We start from the raw sequence: 17,271 nt of genomic DNA, 5'->3' as shown, positions 1-17,271 counted from the left end.
CGGCGCGGCCGCCGAATTGCGCGGCATTGCGGGTACCGGCCGCAGAAATGACCAAAGGCGCGGCGGCGGCGGCGCTGCGTGATTCGGCGGTCGGAGCGCGGGCTCGCGGCGCTGCCACCGTCGACTCTATGCTCGCCGGCGATGTCGCGTCTCCCGGCAGCTTCGACGGTCGTCTTCGCTCTGGTCGCGCTGGCGTGCAAACGTGAGGGCGCCGCCACCGTGACACCCGGCACTCCCGAGCAGGAGGCGGCCGCGCCGGCGCAGGCGTCGACCCTCGGCACCGCCGAGGAGCGGGCGCAGCTGTTCGCGGAGATCTGGGACAAGACGGCCCGGCGCGAGGCGTTCTCGCCGGTCAAGAACCAGCGGCTGGCGCTGGACGTGCGCGCGGCGATGGAGACCTTCGCGCCCGAGCTGCTGGCGGCGCGGACCGACGTCGAGCTGTTCTACGCGCTGGTGAAGGTCAGCAACGCGCGCAAGGACCGGCACCTGCGGGTGCGGCCGGTGGACGGCGGGTTGGTGGTCCCGGGCTGGCAGGAGCGCGCCGAGGCGCCGCTGCGGTTCGCCACCGACTACGGCGACGGGGCGGCGTACGGGGTGTTCGTCGCCGACCTCGACGAGGGGTTCTTCGCGCGCGGGCGATTCCAGCGGGTGCCGCGGCGCGGCGACCGGGTGATCGCGGTCGACGGGCGACCGCTGGCCGAGTACGTCGCGGCGGTCGAGCCGTACTACGCCTATTCGACGCGCGAGAACTTCTGGTGGCAGGTGTCGGCCACGCTGGGCGTGCGCAGCGGGCTGCTGCCGCCCTCACGCTACTCGGAGCGCGTCACCTACGGCCTGATGGCCGGGGACGGCGCGACCTACGAGGTCTCGCTGCCGTGGCTCTCGCCTGCCACCATTGACTGGTCCGGGCCGGGGCGGCCCGAATACCCCGACATGCGGCTCGAGTTCGCGACCGAGACGTACGAGCTCTATCGCCACACCGGCGGGCGCAAGGTGGTGCTGCTGCGCTGGTTCGGCTTCAAAGAGACGCTCGTGGCCGACGTGCAGCGGCTCATGGCCCACGCGGAGAAGGAGGGGCTGCTCGGCCACGCGCTCGTGGTCGACGCGACCGGCTCGCGCGGCGGGTCGATGGGGGTGTACGCGCTGCAGCGAATGACGGGGCGGCCGTTCAAGGGCACGCTCGGCGACATTCGCCTGAGCGACGTGGTCGAGCCGTTCGTCGTCAAGGTGCGGGCCGAGGCCGCCGAGGGCGGGCTGACCGACGGCGGGGTGGTCGAGAGCGACGACGGCGGGGCGCGGCTCCTGGCCTGGCTCGAGGGCTCGGTGCTGCCGGACCTGGCGGCCGGGCGCTCCTACAGCGACGCGGTGCCGTTCAAGCTGGCGCACCTGCCCGCGGACTCCGACGGGGTGGTGAAGCCGGCGCCGGTCCACTTCGAGGGGCCGCTGGTGTGCTTCTTCGGGCCCGGCGGCGGCTCCCACCTCGACCAGTTCGCGGCCATCATCGTCGACAACGACCTCGGTCACACGATCGGCATGCCGACCGGCGGGTACAGCAACACCTGGGAGTGGTCGGAGGTGCTGACGCTGCCGGGCAGCCGGCGGCCGCTGGTCGAGTTCATGTGGTCGATCGGGCACACGATCCGCCCGAACGGCGAGATCCTCGAGGGGAACCCGGCGCAGGTCGCCGAGCGCGTGCCGCTGACCGCGACCAACTATTCACAGTATCACCGCGTCCTGCTCGAGCGCGCCTACGCCTGGCTCGACGCGCGCGAGGGCCGGCGCGAGCGATGAGCGCGGCGACGAGCTCCGCCGGCGATTGCTGCGCCCGGTCACTCCACGCGTGGTTTGCAGGTCGTGCGGCCGGGTGTTGTCCGTGTCGTCATCCATGACCCAAGGGACATGTATTATGATTTCGACGATGCGGCGCACGAGGACTGGGGCTCGCCGCCATCGGGGATCGCGCGGCGCAGCGCCTTCGCGACCCACGGCAGCAGCGGCAACACGAGGACGGCCGCGACCGTGTTGAACAGGGTGTGGGCGTTGGCCAGCTGGCGGCCGGGTCCGGCGGCGGGGCTGAGGGCCGTCGCGGCGGCGACGAGCGAGCCGATGCAGAGCGCCCCGAGCCCGACGGAGACGACGTTGAACAGCAGGTGGAACACGGCCACGCGCAGGGCGGCCCGGCTCCGGCCGAGGCTGGCGATCAGGGTGTCGCCGCACGTGCCGAGCTCCGCGCCGAGCATGACCGCGACGCCGGCCGGGAGGGACATGAGCCCGGCGATGCACAGCTGGATCGCCACCCCGAGCGTGGCCGACGAGCTCTGGATGACGAGCGTGAGGAGCCCGCCGGCGAAGATCCCGCGCGCGGGGTCCGTCAGCGAGTCGAGCCAGGCGAGCACGGCGGGGACCTCGCGCAGCGGCTGCAGGGCGGCTTCGAGCTGCTCGAGGCCGGTGAAGATCAGGCCGACGCCGATCGCCACGCGAAAGCGCAGCGCCGCCCGCTCCGAGCGCACCAGCAGCTGGCCGATCACCCCGACGAGGAGCAGCACCGGTGCGAGTCTGCCCACGTTCAGGGCGATGATCTGGCTCGAGACCGTGGTCCCGATGTTGGTCCCGAGCACGATGCCCAGCGCGTTCTCGAAGGCGAGCGTCCGCGAGTCGACGAGCGCGATCAGCAGCACGATCACCGCTGACGACGAGTCGAGCAGGGCCGTCACCCACAGGCCGGTCAGCAGCGCGAGCCATGGCGCTCCCGAGAGGCGGGCGAGCCATTCGCGGACCCGGACCGACTCGAGCGCGCGCAGGGTCCGCGAGAGCTCCTCGAGACCGAGAAGAAACAGCGCCAGCGCCGCGACGAGCTGCAAGGCGACCGTCGAGACCATGGTCCTCCATGGCACCCGAATCGACGGATGCACGACGGCGGAACGTCCGCAGCGCGCGAGCCGGCAGCGTCGGAAAGACAGTGGAGGCGACCGGTATCGCCGACGTCCGGGGCATGACGTCCGGCGCCCGTCCGTGGGCGGTGGGTCGCGTTGCCGTCAGGTCGGCTGAACCGGTGCGCGAGCAGCGACGTGCACTGCCGAGCTCGACGGCGACGGGCTCGTCGATCGCGCGCTGACGGCCCGACGTACGGTCGGACGCAGGCCCCAGAGCAGCGGTGACCGGGGTCAGGCGAAGAACGCCTCGATCCGGTCGGACGCGGCGTGGGCGTCGGCGCGGCCGAGGTCGATGAGGCGGCGGGCGAGGCTGCCGTCGAGCAGCAGGATCGAGGCGAGCTCGGTCTGCCGGCCGATGCTCGAGCGGCTGATCCAGCGAATGAGGGCCCGGCGCAGCGGATCGATGGGCGCGCCGACGAGGTCCTCGCGGATGAACGCGGCGGTCAGGACGCCGAGGTCCTCGCTCGGCCGGAACACCAGCGTCGGGACGTCGCGGTACGGCAATTCGCCCTCGGCCTCGAGGGCGGCCTTCACCTGCTTCTCGTCGGCGTCGCCGAGGGTCTCCTCGATCACCTCGAACATGCGATTGATGCGCTGCAGGTTGTCGAGGTCGTGCGACACCGGGTCGAGCAGCAGGGCGGCGAGGACCTTGCCGAGCAGGTACCTGAAATTGGGGTAGTCGGGGGCCGAGGCCGGGTGCGGGTTGTCGGGGCGGTCGAGCAGCGTGATGGCGACCACCCGATCGGCGCCGGCGCGCAGGGCGGGGCCGATCGGGGTGCCGAAGCGGAGGGCGCCGTCCATGTAATAGCGGCCGTCGATGTTGCGCGCAGGATAGACGAACGGCAGCGCGGCCGAGGCCATGACCTGCGCGGCGCTGATCGGGGTCAGCAGAGTGCGGCGCTTGGCGTGGCACGGCCGCAGCTCGACGCCGGGCGCCAGCTCGGCGAACAGGGTGGTCCGACCGTCGCACACGTCGAGCGCGGCGATGACGACCGCGCGCACCAGCGACGCGTCGATGTGTTGATGCAGGCGATCCCAGGCGACGACCCGCTCGATGAGCGCCTCGACGCGGGAGCAGTCGAACAGCGCGCGGCCGACGTAGCGCGAGCGCCGGGCCGCGAGCCGCTCGTGGCGACCAGGAAGGCGCAGGTGCGGCCAGCCCCACAGCGACAGCGGCCACACGTGCAGGGTCTCGCGCAGCCGCATGTCGCTCCACACCTCGGCCAGGCGATCGATGGCATGATCGGCGCGGTCGGCGTTGGCGGCCAGGAAGGCGGCGTTGAGGGCCCCGACGGAGGTGCCGGCGAACACGTCGAACAGCGGCGGCCCGGCCTTGCCGCGCAGGCCGAGCACGTCGACGATGCCCGCGAGCACGCCGACCTGGTAGGCGCCTCGCACGCCGCCGGCGGTCAGGACCAGCGCGGTCTGCTTCCCTTGCTTCGGCATGAGCGCCCCCGATCGCGCACAGTATGTCATTCGCGCGGGGGGCGCCCGGCCGTGCGATCGTCGAGGTCACAACGGCGTGGCGCCGGCGAGCCGCCGCGAGGCCCGGCCGGCGAATCATGGCAGTCGGCGCGGGCGTCGCCGCGCGGTCACGCACATGTCCCGAGAGGCATGTGGTGTGATCGAGGCGCTCAGACGTTGAGGTTCTTGGCCTTCGTCATCTTCATGAACAGGTGCTCGCCGGAGGTGGTGCGGGCGTACTTGGGCGGGTCGTCGGGGCCGCAGCAGCTCGGCAGCGGCACGACCTCGGCGTCGTAGTTGGGCTGGTGAAAGAACACCAGCGACTGGCGGCGCGTGCTGCCCCGGGCGTCGGGCGGCGGGTTTGTGACCCGGTGCATGGTCGAGCGCCAGTGGTCATTGGTCCACTGGGCCATGAGGTCGCCGACGTTCATCACGAACGCGTCGGGCGGCACGCGGACAGCCGCCCACGAGCCGTCGCCGCGCTGGACCTCGAGGCCGCCGGGGGCGTCGTCCATGCTGAGGAGCGTCAGGCTGCCGTAGTCGGTGTGGGCGCCGGCGCGGAGCTGGTTCGGCTGCGCCGCGGTCGACTGATGCGGGTAGTTCAGCGCCCGCACGCAGCTGATGCTGCGATCGATCTTGTCGTCGAAGAAGCCGCGCGGGAGCGCGAGCGAGACGGCGAAGGCGCGCATCAGCTCCGTGGCCACGCGATCCATCGCGCGATAGAACTCGGTCCACGCGTCGGCGAACCCGGGCACCTCGGTCGGCCAGATCGGGTCGGGCATGTACATGCGGCCCACCGGCGAGGTGAAGTAGGGGTCGTCGCCGCGGTCGATGCGGCCGACGGTGTAGGTCTCCTTGAGGTCGGGGACCGACTCCTGGTCGAGCGAATAGGCCAGGCCCTCGGCGCCCAGGCCGCGATAGCCGACGAAGCCGCCCGGCGGGGCCGCGTAGCGTTCGCGGGTCGCGAGGTCGAGGTCGAAGAACGCGCGCGAGGTCCGGTGCGCCGCCTCGATCACCTCCTGCGGCACGCCGTGTCCGACCACGACGACGAAGCCGAGGTCGCGGCAGGCGCGGTCGAACTCGGCCGCGACGGCGCGCGCGCCGGCCTCGTCGCCCTCGACGAACGGGCGCAGGTCGATGACGGGGATCTCCGAGGGGATGGACTGACTCATACGACTCCTCTCCTGCCGCGAGGCGGCGGCTTACGACCTGCGGGCGCGGGTGCGCGTGAGCGCGTGCTCGACCCCGTGCTGAAGCGTCTGGCGGACGGTGAGCTGGCGCAGCGGCGCGTCGAGCCCGGCCAGCATGCTCGCCACGTCCGGCGAGATGCCCGTGACCACCGCCTCGGTGCCGAGCAAGCGGACCGCCCGGACGGTCTGCAGCAGCGCGTCGACGATCTCGGGCTCGACCTGGCGGACGCCGGTGAGGTCGAGGATGACGACCCTGGTGCGGGTCGCCGCGACCCGCTCCAGCAGGGCGTTGGCGATCTGCTGGTTGCGCTCGTGGTCGATCGCGCCGATCAGCGGCACGGCCAGCACGCCGTCGGCGATCGGGACGACCGGCGTCGACAGCTCGAGCAGGGCGGTGCGCTGGGCCTGGATGACCTCCTGCTGCAGCCGCGCGTACTCGTTCTCGGAGCGGCGCATCTCGGTGACGTCGGTGGCGATGGTGCCGACCGCGGTGATGTCGCCGGCGGAGTCGCGGATCGGGAACATGTGGGTGAGGAACACCTTGCTGTCGCCCTCCCACGGCACGGTCTGCTCGAGCACCAGGGTCTTGCCGCTGTGCAGCACCTGGTCGGTCGTCGACTCCATCGCCTCGGCCGCGCCCGGCGGCAAGATGTCCGAGATCAGCTTCCCCATCACGTCCGAGGGCGTGCGCCCGACCTGGCGCGCGGCCTCGTGACTGACCAATACGTAGCGGTGCGCGGCGTCGGTGGCCAGTATCGCCAGTGGCGCGTTCTCGACGATCGCCTGCAAAACCGACCTGGTGGCCCGCAGCGTCTCCTCGGCGCGCCGCTGAGCCGTCAAATCGGTCGAGATGCCGCCCTGGGCGATCAGCTTGCCCTCGCCGTCGAGCACCGGGAACTTGTACGAGCGATAGAAGTGCATCCCGTCGTCCTGCGGGAGCAGCTCCTCCTGCGTGAAGGTCTTCAAGGTCTCGACGACCTCCCGATCGGCGACGCGGAAGGCCTCGTAGACCTCCTTCGGGAACACGTCCGAGTCGCGCTTGCCGATCACGAATTCGCGCGAGAGCGTCGTCAATCGCACGTACGTGTCATTGATGTGCGTGAAGATGCCGTCGGCATCCCGCAGGTAGATCACCGCGTCGACGTGATCGATGGTCGCCTGCAGCAGCCGCTCGAGCCGCTCCCGCTCGACGTCCTGCTCGGCGACGCGGCGGCGGAGGACGGCGTTCTCCGCTCGCAGGCGCGCGATTTCGGCGTTCTCACTCATCGGCGTTCGAACGACTTGAGCACATGGTGCAGGCGAGCGATCGCCGCACTGCGTCCGTGGAAATGGGAGCTTGCATGGGGGTTGTAGACCCCATCTCTCCGACAATCCATAAAATCGGCGAGAGTAGCCTGAACAATGCGAGTAACGGGTGAATTGCGGCGCACAGCCCAGCGCGTCGGTGTGTGCGGATGTCGGCGTGGCTCGCGCCGGGACCCGCCTGATGCGCGAATCGCAGGACGGGCAGATCGACGGCCCGAATGACGCGGGCGTCGGTGTGGCGCAGCACGAGGGTGGTGAGCGCGGCGAGGTCGGCGATCAAATCATGCCAATCGGGCAAGAGCAGATTGCCCGTACTCCACCCGCTGCAGTGTTCGTGGCCGCTGCAGGCGTGAGCGCGGGGCTCAGCCGAGCTGGGTGTCGAGCCAGGTCAGGGCCTCGGCCTCGCTGGCGAACATGCGCAGCTGGCCGGTCTTGCCGCTGAAGCGCAGCATCAAATTGATGGCGGCGCGCACCAGCGGGCTCCCGGTCACCGTCGCCATCGGAGCGGCGTCGCCCATCGTGAGCAGGTGCTTGCGCGCCGCGGAGGTGTACTCGGTGCCGCGCGGGACCACGGAGATCGCGGGCTTCATGAAGTAAGGGCCCGCGCGACCGAAGCTGCCTACGAACGCCTCGGCCTCCGCGAGATCGAATTCGCCGGACACGGCCACGCGCACGTAGGGGCGGCCGCGCGGCGTCACGAGCTCCTGGAAGGCGATCGGCATGGTCAGCGCCGCGTGCCCTTGGCGATCGACATCGATTTCGGACTGTAGAGAAATCACTGCGGAGGGTCAACGCTCTCCAGAGAAGGACCCTCGCCCTCGTGGTCGCGCGTGTCCGACAGTCCGGTGATAGACGCGACACGTCGCATACGGCGGCGCGATCGCGCACGCGAGAGCACGAGCGTCCGCGGGACGTCGGCGCGCGTGACGTCGAGGGCCGCCCGTCGCCTGGTACGCGCGGGCCATGTCGCTGGTGAAGCACATGCCCCCGGGACAGGTCGTGCGGGCCCGCGAGGGCCAGGTTCGCGGCGCCGGCTGCGGTGTCTCGCGGCGCCGGGCCCGCTGGCGCGGGAGAGCGTCGCGCAGGCGAGTGTCGCCGCGTGGTCGGCGGTGACGGACCGCGTCGGCCCCACGATCGTCTCGCCGCGCAGGGGCACGGCGGAGGACCGCGGCGAAGCGGCCGGGCGTGGCTGAGCTCGCAGGCGCGGCGGGGCGAATTTACAACCGCGGGCGCGGTGGTAAGAGGACGTCGACGATGTCGGCGCCGCCGCAGAGCGTGAATCTGGACAACTGTGATAGCGAGCCGATCCATGTCCCCGGCTCGATCCAGCCGTTCGGCCTGTTGCTCGTGCTGGACGAGCCGGCGCTGGTCGTGCTGCAGGTCAGCGCCAACTCCGCCGATTTCCTGGGCGAGGCGCCCGGGGCCGTGCTCGGCCGTCCGGTCTCCGAATTGCTCGACGAGGCCTCGTTCCTGTCGTTCCGCGCCTGCGTCCGCTCGCTGCGCGGCCCGGAGGTGTGCCCGCTGCACGTGGCGACCCACGGCGGCGAGTTCGACGGGCTGCTCCACCGCCACCAGGGCGTGCTCCTGCTCGAGCTCGAGCGGATCGATCCATCCCGGTCCGAGCCGTCGTTGCGCCACCTGCTGGGCTCCGCCCTGGCGAGGATCCAGGCCGCGCGCTCGCTCGACGTGCTCGTCGATGCGCTCACCCGCGAGGTGCGGCGATTGACCGGCTTCGATCGCGTGCTGGTCTATCGATTCGACGAGGCGGGCCACGGCGAGGTCATCGCCGAGTCGCGCGGCGAGGGCGTCGAATCGTACATGGGCCAGCGCTACCCCGCGTCCGACATCCCGCGCCAGGCCCGGCGCCTCTACACGCTGAATTGGCTGCGCATCGTCCCGGACACGCACTACCGGCCCGTGCCGCTCGTACCGCCGCTGCGGCCCGACATCGGCGAGCCGCTCGACCTCAGCTTCTCGGTCCTCCGCAGCGTGTCGCCGATCCACGTCGAGTACCTGCACAACATGGGGCTCGGGGCGTCGATGAGCGTGTCGCTGGTGCATCGCGGCGAGCTGTGGGGGCTGCTCTGCGCGCACCACCACGGCCCGCGCCCCTTGCCGTACTCGCTGCGCGCCGTGTGCGAGGTGCTCGGCCGCGTCGCCTCGCTGCAGATCGTCGCCATGGTCGAGCTCGCGGCCCGCTGCTCTCGCGAGGCGCGGCAGACGATCCTCGCCAGCCTCGACGAGGGCATGCGCGGCGCCGGCGACGACGTGCTCGTCGGTCTCGCCGCGCGCGAGTCGGCCCTGCTCGAGCTGGTCCTCGCCGAGGGCGCGGCGATCTGGAGCGACGGCGGCCGCGTGGCGGTCGGCCGGGCGCCGCCGCTGAGCGCCATCGAGCCGCTCGTCGCCTGGCTGGCCGCGACCAGCAGCGCGCCGATCTTCGCCACGGCGTCGCTGCCGAGGTCGTACCCCGGCGGCCGCGGATTCACCGACATCGCCAGCGGGTTGCTCGCGGTGCGGCTGCCCCGGCCGCAGCCGAATTACGTGCTCTGGTTCCGCCCCGAGCGCGTGCACACGGTGCACTGGGGCGGCAACCCCGACAAGCCGGTCGAGCCCGGACCGACGGAGCGGCTGCACCCGCGGCGGTCGTTCGCGCTGTGGCAGGAGATCGTGCGCGAGACGGCGGCGCCGTGGCAGGCGGACGAGCTCGAGGCGGCGGAGGACCTGCGACGCCGCGCGCTCGAGATCGATCTCGCGCGCCAGGTCGAGCTGGCCCAAAAGGCAGTCCGCCTGCGCGACGACCTCGTCGCGGTGGTGTCGCACGATCTGCGTAACCCGCTCGGCGTCATCGAGATGGCAGGCGCGGTGATCAGCCGCGGGCTCGGCCGGTCCGGGTCCGGGCGCGAGGCGGAGCGCATGACGACGGCGATCGACCGGATCCAGCGCTCGGTGGCACGGATGAGCAACCTCATCGACGAGCTGCTCGACGTGGCCAGGATCGAGGCCGGCCGCTTCGAGCTGACGGTGCGGGTCGAGGACGCGAAGTCGTTCATCGACGAGTCGGTCGGGATGCTCCGTCCGCTCGCGGAGCCGAAGCAGATCCGGATCTCGCCGGTCGTCGCGGCGCCGGGCCTGCAGGTGCGCATGGATCGCGAGCGGATCTTTCAGGTGGTCTCGAACCTCATCGGCAACGCGATCAAGTTCACGGCGGAGGGCGGCACGATCACGATCGGCGCGGCGCCGCACGACGAGCAGGTGTGGTTCTTCGTCCGCGACACGGGGCCCGGGATCCCCGAGGACCAGCGCGCGGTGATCTTCGAGCGACACTGGCAGGCAGACCGCGCGGGCGTGACCGGCGTGGGCCTCGGGCTGTTCGTCGTGCGCGGCATCGTCGAGGCTCACGGCGGGCGCGCATGGGTGGACAGCGAGGTCGGTCGCGGCTCGACGTTCTACTTCTCGCTGCCGGCGGCCTGACGCGGCGCCGGTGTGCTCACGGGCGTCGAATCACGCCTCGACGCAAGCGCGCGCCGGACCGGCGTCTGCAAACCCCAGCGCTGGGGGCCAGGGACTCGCAAGCAGGTCATGTCGAACGCCGCAATTTTTCCGGTCCGTGCGGCGACTCCACCACCACACATGTCCTCGGCTCGCCCGCGCGCTCGGCGGCGCGGCGTCGCAGGGGTCATCGCAGGATCGTCATGACATACGCACGCATCACAATCGTCACCGCCCTCATCACAATGACCGCATGTCCGCCGCCCGCGGCGTCGACGACCGACACCGATCCGGGGCCGACGGATCCGGCGACCGACACGTCGGACGCCTCGACGACGTCCACGAGCGGCGAGACGCCGACCTCCGGGGACACGACGACCGACGGGAGCACGCCCACCGAGGGGACGACGACGACGGAGACGACGACCTCCGGGACGGAGACCGACGGCGACACCGAGACGACGGGGACGCCGAGCGCCGTCGGGCCGGCGCGGGTGTATTATTCGGCCGGCCCGGACGGCCTGCCGCGGTTCTTCCGCCTGGTGGAGGTCGTCGACGGGGTGGCGTCCGCGCCCGTGACGGTGGTCGACATGGGCCCGGCCGCGGACGAGATCGGCACGTCGGTGGCCGACGGGCAGCAGACGCTGGCGCTGCGCGCCGGCGGGCCGGGCGGTCCGAAGATGTGGTTCGTCGACACGGCGACGGCGGAGACGAGCGAGCTCGAGCTGCCGCCGGCGATCGACGCGATCGACACGATGAGCTTCTCGCCCGACGGCTCGCGGCTGATGATCAGCGGCGGCACCGAGTCCAAGCGGGACATGTACGTGTGCGAGGTCGGGCCCGCGAGCTGCACGCCGGGGCTGATGAACCCGCCGCTCGCGGGCGCGGGGACGATCGAGTCGTACTCGCCGTTCGCGATGTCGAGCGGGAACACCTGGCTGGTGTACAGCGTCGACGGCGACAACGGCGGGCTCGACATCATGGTCGGGCGCGTCGACACGCCGGGGGTGGCGAGCAAGGTGCTGTCGTTCCTGAGCCCGGCGATGACGATGCGGGTGGCGGCGTTCACCGCCGACGAGCAGTTCCTGTACGTCGGCCTCGCCGACTCGGACCTCGACCGCGTCGACTTCTTCGCCGTCGATCTGTCGCAGCAGCCGCTGGTGGCCCAGTCGCTCGACCTGCCGATGGAGGAGGCGCCGTACGGCCTGCTGGCGCCCGACCTGCACGCGATCTTGATGTGGGACGGGCAGGGCTCGAACGGCGACCTGTACCTCGTGCCGCTCGAAGGGACCAGCCTGGGCGAGCCGGTGTGGCTCAACGAGGCGGGGCCGGGGCGGGCCAAGAACCGGCGCTTCCGCTGGGCGGACGACGGCAGCCGCGCGGCGTTCGTCACCGACCACGAGGTGCCCGGGACGGACGCCCTGTACGTGGTCGACGGGGCGGGCGCGGAGGCGCCGGTCAAGCGGAGCGGGCCGCTGCCCGCCGGTGGTACGATCGAGGAGATCGAGTTCGCGCCGGACGCGTCGCGGCTGTCGTTCCTCGCGTCGGTGCAGGGCGAGCAGCCCGAGCTGTTCCTGGCCGAGCTGACGGCGCCGGGCGTGGCGACGAAGGTGAGCCTGCCGCTGCCGCCCTCGGGCGGGATCACGATGTCTCGCTGGTCGCGTGATTCGACGCGGCTCCTCTACGTGGGCAGGCAGGAGTCGGCGAACATCGAGGAGCTGTTCGTAATCCAGGACCTGGGCGGCGCGCCGACGTCGCCGGCGAAGGTCAACCCGCCGCTCGCGCCCGGCGATCAGGTGTTGCCGTGGTTCCAGTTCAGCAGCGACGGCCAGCGGGCGTTCTTCCAGGCCAGCCCCGATTTCTATTCGAGCCCGCTGTTCATGGCCGCGCTGCCGGACGACGGGCCCGAGAAGGCGGTCCAGATCTCCGAGCCGGACGAGCCCGTCGCGTACATGCTCGTGTTCCCGCCGACGCCGTGAGCGTCAAGGCGCGCGAGATGGCCCCGGGGACAGGTGGACGCCCGTCCCGGGGCTCGTGGTATCCTCGCCGTATGGTGCGCCCCGCCGGCGTTCTCCTCGCGTTCTGCGCCCTCGCGGGCTGCTTCTCCGACGACCCGCCGGAGCTGACCGGCGCGGGCCCGGCGGCGAGCGGCGACGACGCCTCCGCGGCCGGCTCGACGGCGGCGACGACGGGGACGGACGCGGGCTCGACCGCCGAGGAGGCGCCGACGAGCTCGACGACCGGTACGACGGCGACATGTCCGACGGGACAGGTGCAGTCCTGGTACGTCGACGGCGACGGCGACAGCTTCGGCGCGGAGCCGGCGATCGTCGGCTGCGAGGCGCCCGCGGGGGCGGTCGAGGTCGGCGGCGATTGCGACGACGCGGATCCGGAGGTCAACCCCGACGCGTCGGAGCTGTGCAACGAGCTCGTCGACGACGACTGCGACGGGCTGCGCGACGAGTACTCGCTCGCCAACCTCGAGTGCGGCCCGTGCAAGCTGTCGGAGTTCGGCCCGGCCGTGTTCTGGACCTGCCTGCTGCCCAGCAGCTTCGCCCACGCCGAGACCTGGTGTCAGTCGCGCGGCGAGGCGGTCCACCTGGCCGACCCGGTCAACGGGGCGGAGCTCGGCCACGTCCGCGACGCGATCCTCGATCTGCTCGGCGACGTGCCGGCCGAGCTGCACTTCTGGCTCGGCATCCAGCGCGCGCCGGCGCTGTGGGACAGCTGCGAGCTGCACGCCGACGTCGTCGACTGGGTCTCGGCCACCGGCGGGTCGATCGACTACCTCGTCTGGCGGGCGGGCGAGCCCGACAACGAGATGTGCGACCCGCTGTGCGCGGCCGGGGGAGTCGCCGACGCCGCTTGCCCGCGCGAGAACTGCGTCGAGGCCGCCGACCCCGCGACCGGCGAGTACAACGACCGCTTCTGCGACGAGGTCAGCGTCGGGCACGTGTGCAAGGCCCCGCGGGCGCCGGACCGCTGACGCGGCGCGCTCGATCGGGATGTCTTTCAAGACAGGTCTCGATCGACATGTCTCGCGGATCGCCCTGCGCGAGCCGCGAACGGCCGCGAGGACGCAGGGGCCGTTGGCCGCCCGCCGGGGTGACGCGGCGAGCGCGGCGGGCTAGCCTCCGCCGCCATGATCGTCGACACCTATCCGCTCTTCACCGTCGCTCGCCTCGCGGACAGCCGCGAATTCTTCGTCGAGCAGTTCGACATGCAGGTCGTCTTCGAGGCCAGCTGGATCGTCATGCTGGCGCCGGCAGGCAAGGACGGCATCGCCCTCGGCCTGATGAGCAGCGACCACCCGTCGAGCCCGCCCGGCCCCGAGGTGTTCGGCGGCGTCGGCATGATCCTCACCGTGCAGGTCGAGGACGCCGCGCGCTGGCACGCGCGCCTGCGCGAGCGCGGGGTGGCGATCGCCCATCCGCTCCACGAGGCCGCGTGGGGCCAGCGGCGCTTCATGGTCCGCGATCCGTCGGGGATCGCGGTCGACGTGGTCGAGCAGATCGAGCCGCAGCCGGGCTTCTGGGAGCGATACATGCGGTGAGGCCGGGCGATCGGAACGCCTGCCGCGACACATTTCCTGTCGAGGGTGCTCGCGACGGCACTACGCTCTCCAGGATTTGCCCATCCGCCTCAACCAGCCCTGCAGCATCGTCGCCGACGAGTCGGCGAGCGCGAACTCCAGCGCCTGCCGCCGCGGCTGGTGGATCGTCAGGATGAGCGTACCATCGCGGGTCACCCGGTGTTCCACCGTGAACACCGCGAGCTCGTCGCTGGTGACATGAATCGAGCCCTCGACCACTCCCTCCTGATAGGAGGGGCTCATCCGCGCCAATTGCAAATACTCCCGCATCGCCGGCGACAGTTCGCTGCCCTCCTCGTCATCGTGCAGCGCCGCGACGATCCACCCCTCGTGATGAGATATCGCCCCGGACGACGGCGCGGGGATGAAGTACAGCCCGTCGCCCGCGAGGATCAGCCGACCGATCGGCGTGTTCGTCCATGAGCATCGCACCCCCTCGCACGCCAGGAAGATCCTGTCGGCCTGCTCCCTGTCGAGCTCCTCCCGAATCGGCCGCGAACGCGGCTCCGGCGTCCTGTCGACGTGCTGGACGACCGCCGGCCCCTCCTCGCGGATCGCCCACCCGATCGCCGGCCGCACCGCGAGGCTCGCGGGATCTTGCGCCACGCCGACGAATCCGCCGACCAACTCCATCGCCAGCACCTCGCCGAAGTAATTCCACGAGAGCGGCGCGCGCGCGAGCCCGAGCGGGATGCAATCGGGCGACATCTCGCGTTCGACGACCCACGCAGCGGGCCCCCCTCGGTCGCGGATCGGGCTGACGCCGCCCGCAGCGCGCAGCACCCAGTTCTCGCGCAGCTTCGCCTGCGGCCCCCCGTCGGTGACATACGGAAACAGTACATGGATCCATCCGCGGATCTTCGTCCCCCCGGAGCCGTGACGCTCCTTGAACAGGTGGTGCCAGAACTCGACGTCCGGCCGGCCGCGCGCCGCCGCGACGAATTCGTCGAGCACCGGCGCCAGCAGCCTCGTCCACCATTCGAGCCCATATTCCGCGAGGGCCAGCGCCTTGTGGCGCAACCGCACCCAGTCGTCGACCGTGCCGGTCAGCGTCACCTCGGGGATGCCGCACAGCGTGTTCAACTCGTACGAGAAGTACTGCTGCATCGCGTCCATCAACACCAGCTCGGACGCCGCGCGCTCGATCGCCCCGGTCGTCGAGAAGTCGCACACGACCAGGTCGCGCTGGCGGCCGATGTGCCCCGCGATCTGCTGCGAGAACTCCGCGAACACCTCCGGCCACGGGTTGTCCGGCGAGCCCTTTCTGAGATCGTCGCGCCGCACGACGAGCCGCTGCCTCCCCTCGTGGCGGACGAACCGATCGCGCAATGCCTCGGCGTGCAGGCTCATGTGCGCCGCGAAGCCCTGCGCGAGGCACAGCCACACCGCGTCGGGCGTCAGCACCAGCGGCCGGTGCTCGCCGAAGGCGTACCACACCGCGGTCAGCACCGCGTTGTGCCGCACCCCGCACAGTTGCGCGACGTCCCCGCCACACGCCTCGACCTCACCGCCGGTGATCGTTTCGATCGCCTCTCGCGCGTCGACCTCCGCGAGCATCGTCCGGGCTCGTGGCACGTCGCACAACTCGAAGGTGCTCGTCATCCGTTGACCTTATCACTCGCGGGCGCGCGCGAGCGCCTCAGGAGCGGTCGCCGGGCCGCGGATCGAAGGCCCCTATCGTCCGCCTCCTCGAGATGGCGGCGGACGTCCGCCAGGGGAGGACGACGTATGCGTGGAGTTCGTGTGCTTCTGCGACCGGTTCACGGTCCATCCGTGGCGGGAGCTGTGACGCGCGGGCTCATCGGCGCGACATGCCGGTGGACGTCCGACGGCGGTCGGACGGTGCGCAGGGCGGGGCGCATCCGTGCCCCCACGCCGGTGCCCTGGTCGGGGGCGCCTGGACGCGGGTTCGTCGCCGCGGCACGGGTTCTGCGCGAGCGATGACGGAAACCAGGGTCCGCGGGGACGAGCCCCGGTGGAGGTAACCGCCCTTGAACTTTTCCGCCCGCACCACGCCCTCGCCACCCTCGCCCTGGCTGGCTGCGTCCCGTCGATCGTGGTCGGCGACCAGCCCCAGGACGAGACAGGCTCCGAGCTCGAGCGAGGGCCCGCCCGACGCGACGAGCGAACCGACCACCACGGCCACCGGCGAGCCGGGGCCGGCCGTGTGCGGTGACGGTATCGTCGCCGCCGACGAGGCCTGCGACGACGGCAACGACGAGCCGAACGACGGCTGCGACGCCGACTGCAACGTCACCGGCGAGGTCGTGTGGACCGTCGAGGGGCCGGGCGAACTCCTCGACCTCGCCGTCGCGCCCGACGGGACCATCATCGCCTGCGGCGTGGATTCGACCCCGTTCCTCACCGCCTTCGCGCCCGACGGCAGCGAGCTGTGGACCCGGGACGTGAAGTCGTTCGGCGAGATCGCCGTGGACGCGGAGGGGCGGATCTTCGTGCTGTCGAGCCATGACGGCGTGCTCTCGTACGAGGCCGATGGCGCCGACCGGTGGGAATTTCTCCCCGGCGGCAAGCCGCTCGACGCCAGAGGCATCGACGCCGACGAGGAGCACGTCTACATCGCCACGTACGAGGACTCCGAGCGGCTCACCGTGCGCGGCGTCGACGGCGACAGCGGCGAGATCGTGTGGGAGACGCTGACGCCGGCGGGCGAACAGTTCCACGCCCTGGACCTCACGGTGGTCGGCGACCGGGTCTACGCGGTGGGAACCAGGAGCACGGAGGAGCCGGCGCTGCGAGCGATGGCCGCCGTGTTCACCACGAGCGGCGAGCTGCTGCCGTTCGCGCTCGAGGACGGGATGAGCCACCAGTGGACCGCGGCCGCCGCCGCGGATGACGGCGGCCTCGTGGTCGCCGGCGACGGCGGCGAGGCGCCCGGACTCCTCGTCCGCCGCGTCGGCCCCGACCTGACCGAGAAGTGGACCAGCGTCACCCCGGGTCCCCAGCCCTCGAAGCCCGAGCGCCTCGCCGTGGGACCCGGCGGACGAGTCGCCGTGGCCGGGAGCCGGCCCATCGAGCACGGCAGCCTCGTCCGCCTCCACGACAGCGCCGGGGTCGTGCTGTGGTCGTCACAGTTCGTTCACGACGATGCGAATGTCGAGACCACGAGAGGCGCCGCTTTCGGCCCCGACTTCCTGGTCGTCACCGGCTTCTCGCACGCGGGTGCCGGCACCGATCCGGTGGTTCGCTGGTGGGTCCGGCGGTTCGCGCTCGATTGATGTTATTCAAGGACATGCCGCCGGGGACATGTCCTTAATGAAATGTCTGCGTGGGCATGTTT

Annotated in this window: 12 protein-coding genes; 6 read left to right on the top strand and 6 right to left on the bottom strand. The window is 71.5% G+C overall.

What is annotated here, in order from left to right; genetic code table 11:
* Positions 1–141 precede the first annotated feature (141 nt).
* Positions 142–1,791: a hypothetical protein gene (locus K7C98_RS21720; RefSeq protein ID WP_224193634.1), complete on the top strand. Its 1,650-nt coding sequence runs from the start codon at positions 142–144 to the stop codon at positions 1,789–1,791.
* A 113-nt stretch (positions 1,792–1,904) separates the two neighbouring features.
* On the opposite strand, the gene K7C98_RS21715 is transcribed toward K7C98_RS21720, so the two are convergent.
* From K7C98_RS21715 to K7C98_RS21695, 5 genes are all read right to left on the bottom strand, one after another.
* On the bottom strand, positions 1,905–2,879 hold the full coding sequence (locus tag K7C98_RS21715) for a Na/Pi cotransporter family protein (RefSeq protein ID WP_224193633.1): 975 nt from the start codon (positions 2,877–2,879) through the stop codon (positions 1,905–1,907).
* A gap of 285 nt (positions 2,880–3,164) precedes the next feature.
* Positions 3,165–4,379 (bottom strand): patatin-like phospholipase family protein, encoded by a 1,215-nt coding sequence (locus K7C98_RS21710; protein ID WP_224193632.1) that lies wholly within the window; start codon positions 4,377–4,379, stop codon positions 3,165–3,167.
* A 188-nt stretch (positions 4,380–4,567) separates the two neighbouring features.
* A complete protein-coding gene (locus K7C98_RS21705) occupies positions 4,568–5,569 on the bottom strand; it encodes an isopenicillin N synthase family dioxygenase (RefSeq protein WP_224193631.1) in 1,002 nt (333 codons plus the stop codon).
* 30 nt (positions 5,570–5,599) lie between these two features.
* Complete coding sequence (locus K7C98_RS21700; RefSeq protein ID WP_224193630.1) at positions 5,600–6,853, bottom strand: PAS domain-containing protein; 1,254 nt, start codon at positions 6,851–6,853, stop codon at positions 5,600–5,602.
* Between the two features lie 401 nt (positions 6,854–7,254).
* On the bottom strand, positions 7,255–7,614 hold the full coding sequence (locus K7C98_RS21695; protein WP_224193629.1) for a hypothetical protein: 360 nt from the start codon (positions 7,612–7,614) through the stop codon (positions 7,255–7,257).
* Between the two features lie 532 nt (positions 7,615–8,146).
* Between K7C98_RS21695 and K7C98_RS21690 the strand changes: the two genes are divergently transcribed.
* The 4 genes from K7C98_RS21690 to K7C98_RS21675 all read left to right on the top strand — a co-directional run bounded on the left by K7C98_RS21690 (position 8,147) and on the right by K7C98_RS21675 (position 13,934).
* A complete protein-coding gene (locus K7C98_RS21690; RefSeq protein ID WP_224193628.1) occupies positions 8,147–10,363 on the top strand; it encodes an ATP-binding protein in 2,217 nt (738 codons plus the stop codon).
* A 221-nt stretch (positions 10,364–10,584) separates the two neighbouring features.
* A complete protein-coding gene (locus K7C98_RS21685; RefSeq protein WP_224193627.1) occupies positions 10,585–12,360 on the top strand; it encodes a hypothetical protein in 1,776 nt (591 codons plus the stop codon).
* Between the two features lie 71 nt (positions 12,361–12,431).
* Positions 12,432–13,367 (top strand): MopE-related protein, encoded by a 936-nt coding sequence (locus tag K7C98_RS21680; protein ID WP_224193626.1) that lies wholly within the window; start codon positions 12,432–12,434, stop codon positions 13,365–13,367.
* A 156-nt stretch (positions 13,368–13,523) separates the two neighbouring features.
* Entirely contained in the window at positions 13,524–13,934 is a 411-nt protein-coding gene (locus K7C98_RS21675) for a VOC family protein (protein WP_224193625.1), read from the top strand.
* A 60-nt stretch (positions 13,935–13,994) separates the two neighbouring features.
* Here K7C98_RS21675 and K7C98_RS21670 read toward each other — a convergent pair whose 3' ends face one another.
* On the bottom strand, positions 13,995–15,575 hold the full coding sequence (locus K7C98_RS21670; protein WP_224193624.1) for a DUF4419 domain-containing protein: 1,581 nt from the start codon (positions 15,573–15,575) through the stop codon (positions 13,995–13,997).
* A gap of 389 nt (positions 15,576–15,964) precedes the next feature.
* Here K7C98_RS21670 and K7C98_RS21665 point away from each other — a divergent pair, with 389 nt between their 5' ends.
* A complete protein-coding gene (locus K7C98_RS21665; RefSeq protein ID WP_224193623.1) occupies positions 15,965–17,209 on the top strand; it encodes a PQQ-binding-like beta-propeller repeat protein in 1,245 nt (414 codons plus the stop codon).
* Positions 17,210–17,271: the final 62 nt, after the last annotated feature.

Origin of the sequence: Nannocystis pusilla, from assembly GCF_020073745.1 — a bacterium.
Lineage (GTDB): Bacteria > Myxococcota_A > Polyangia > Nannocystales > Nannocystaceae > Nannocystis > Nannocystis radixulma.
Note: the sequence above shows the minus strand (reverse complement) of the source record. Positions and strands in the feature narration are given on the sequence as shown.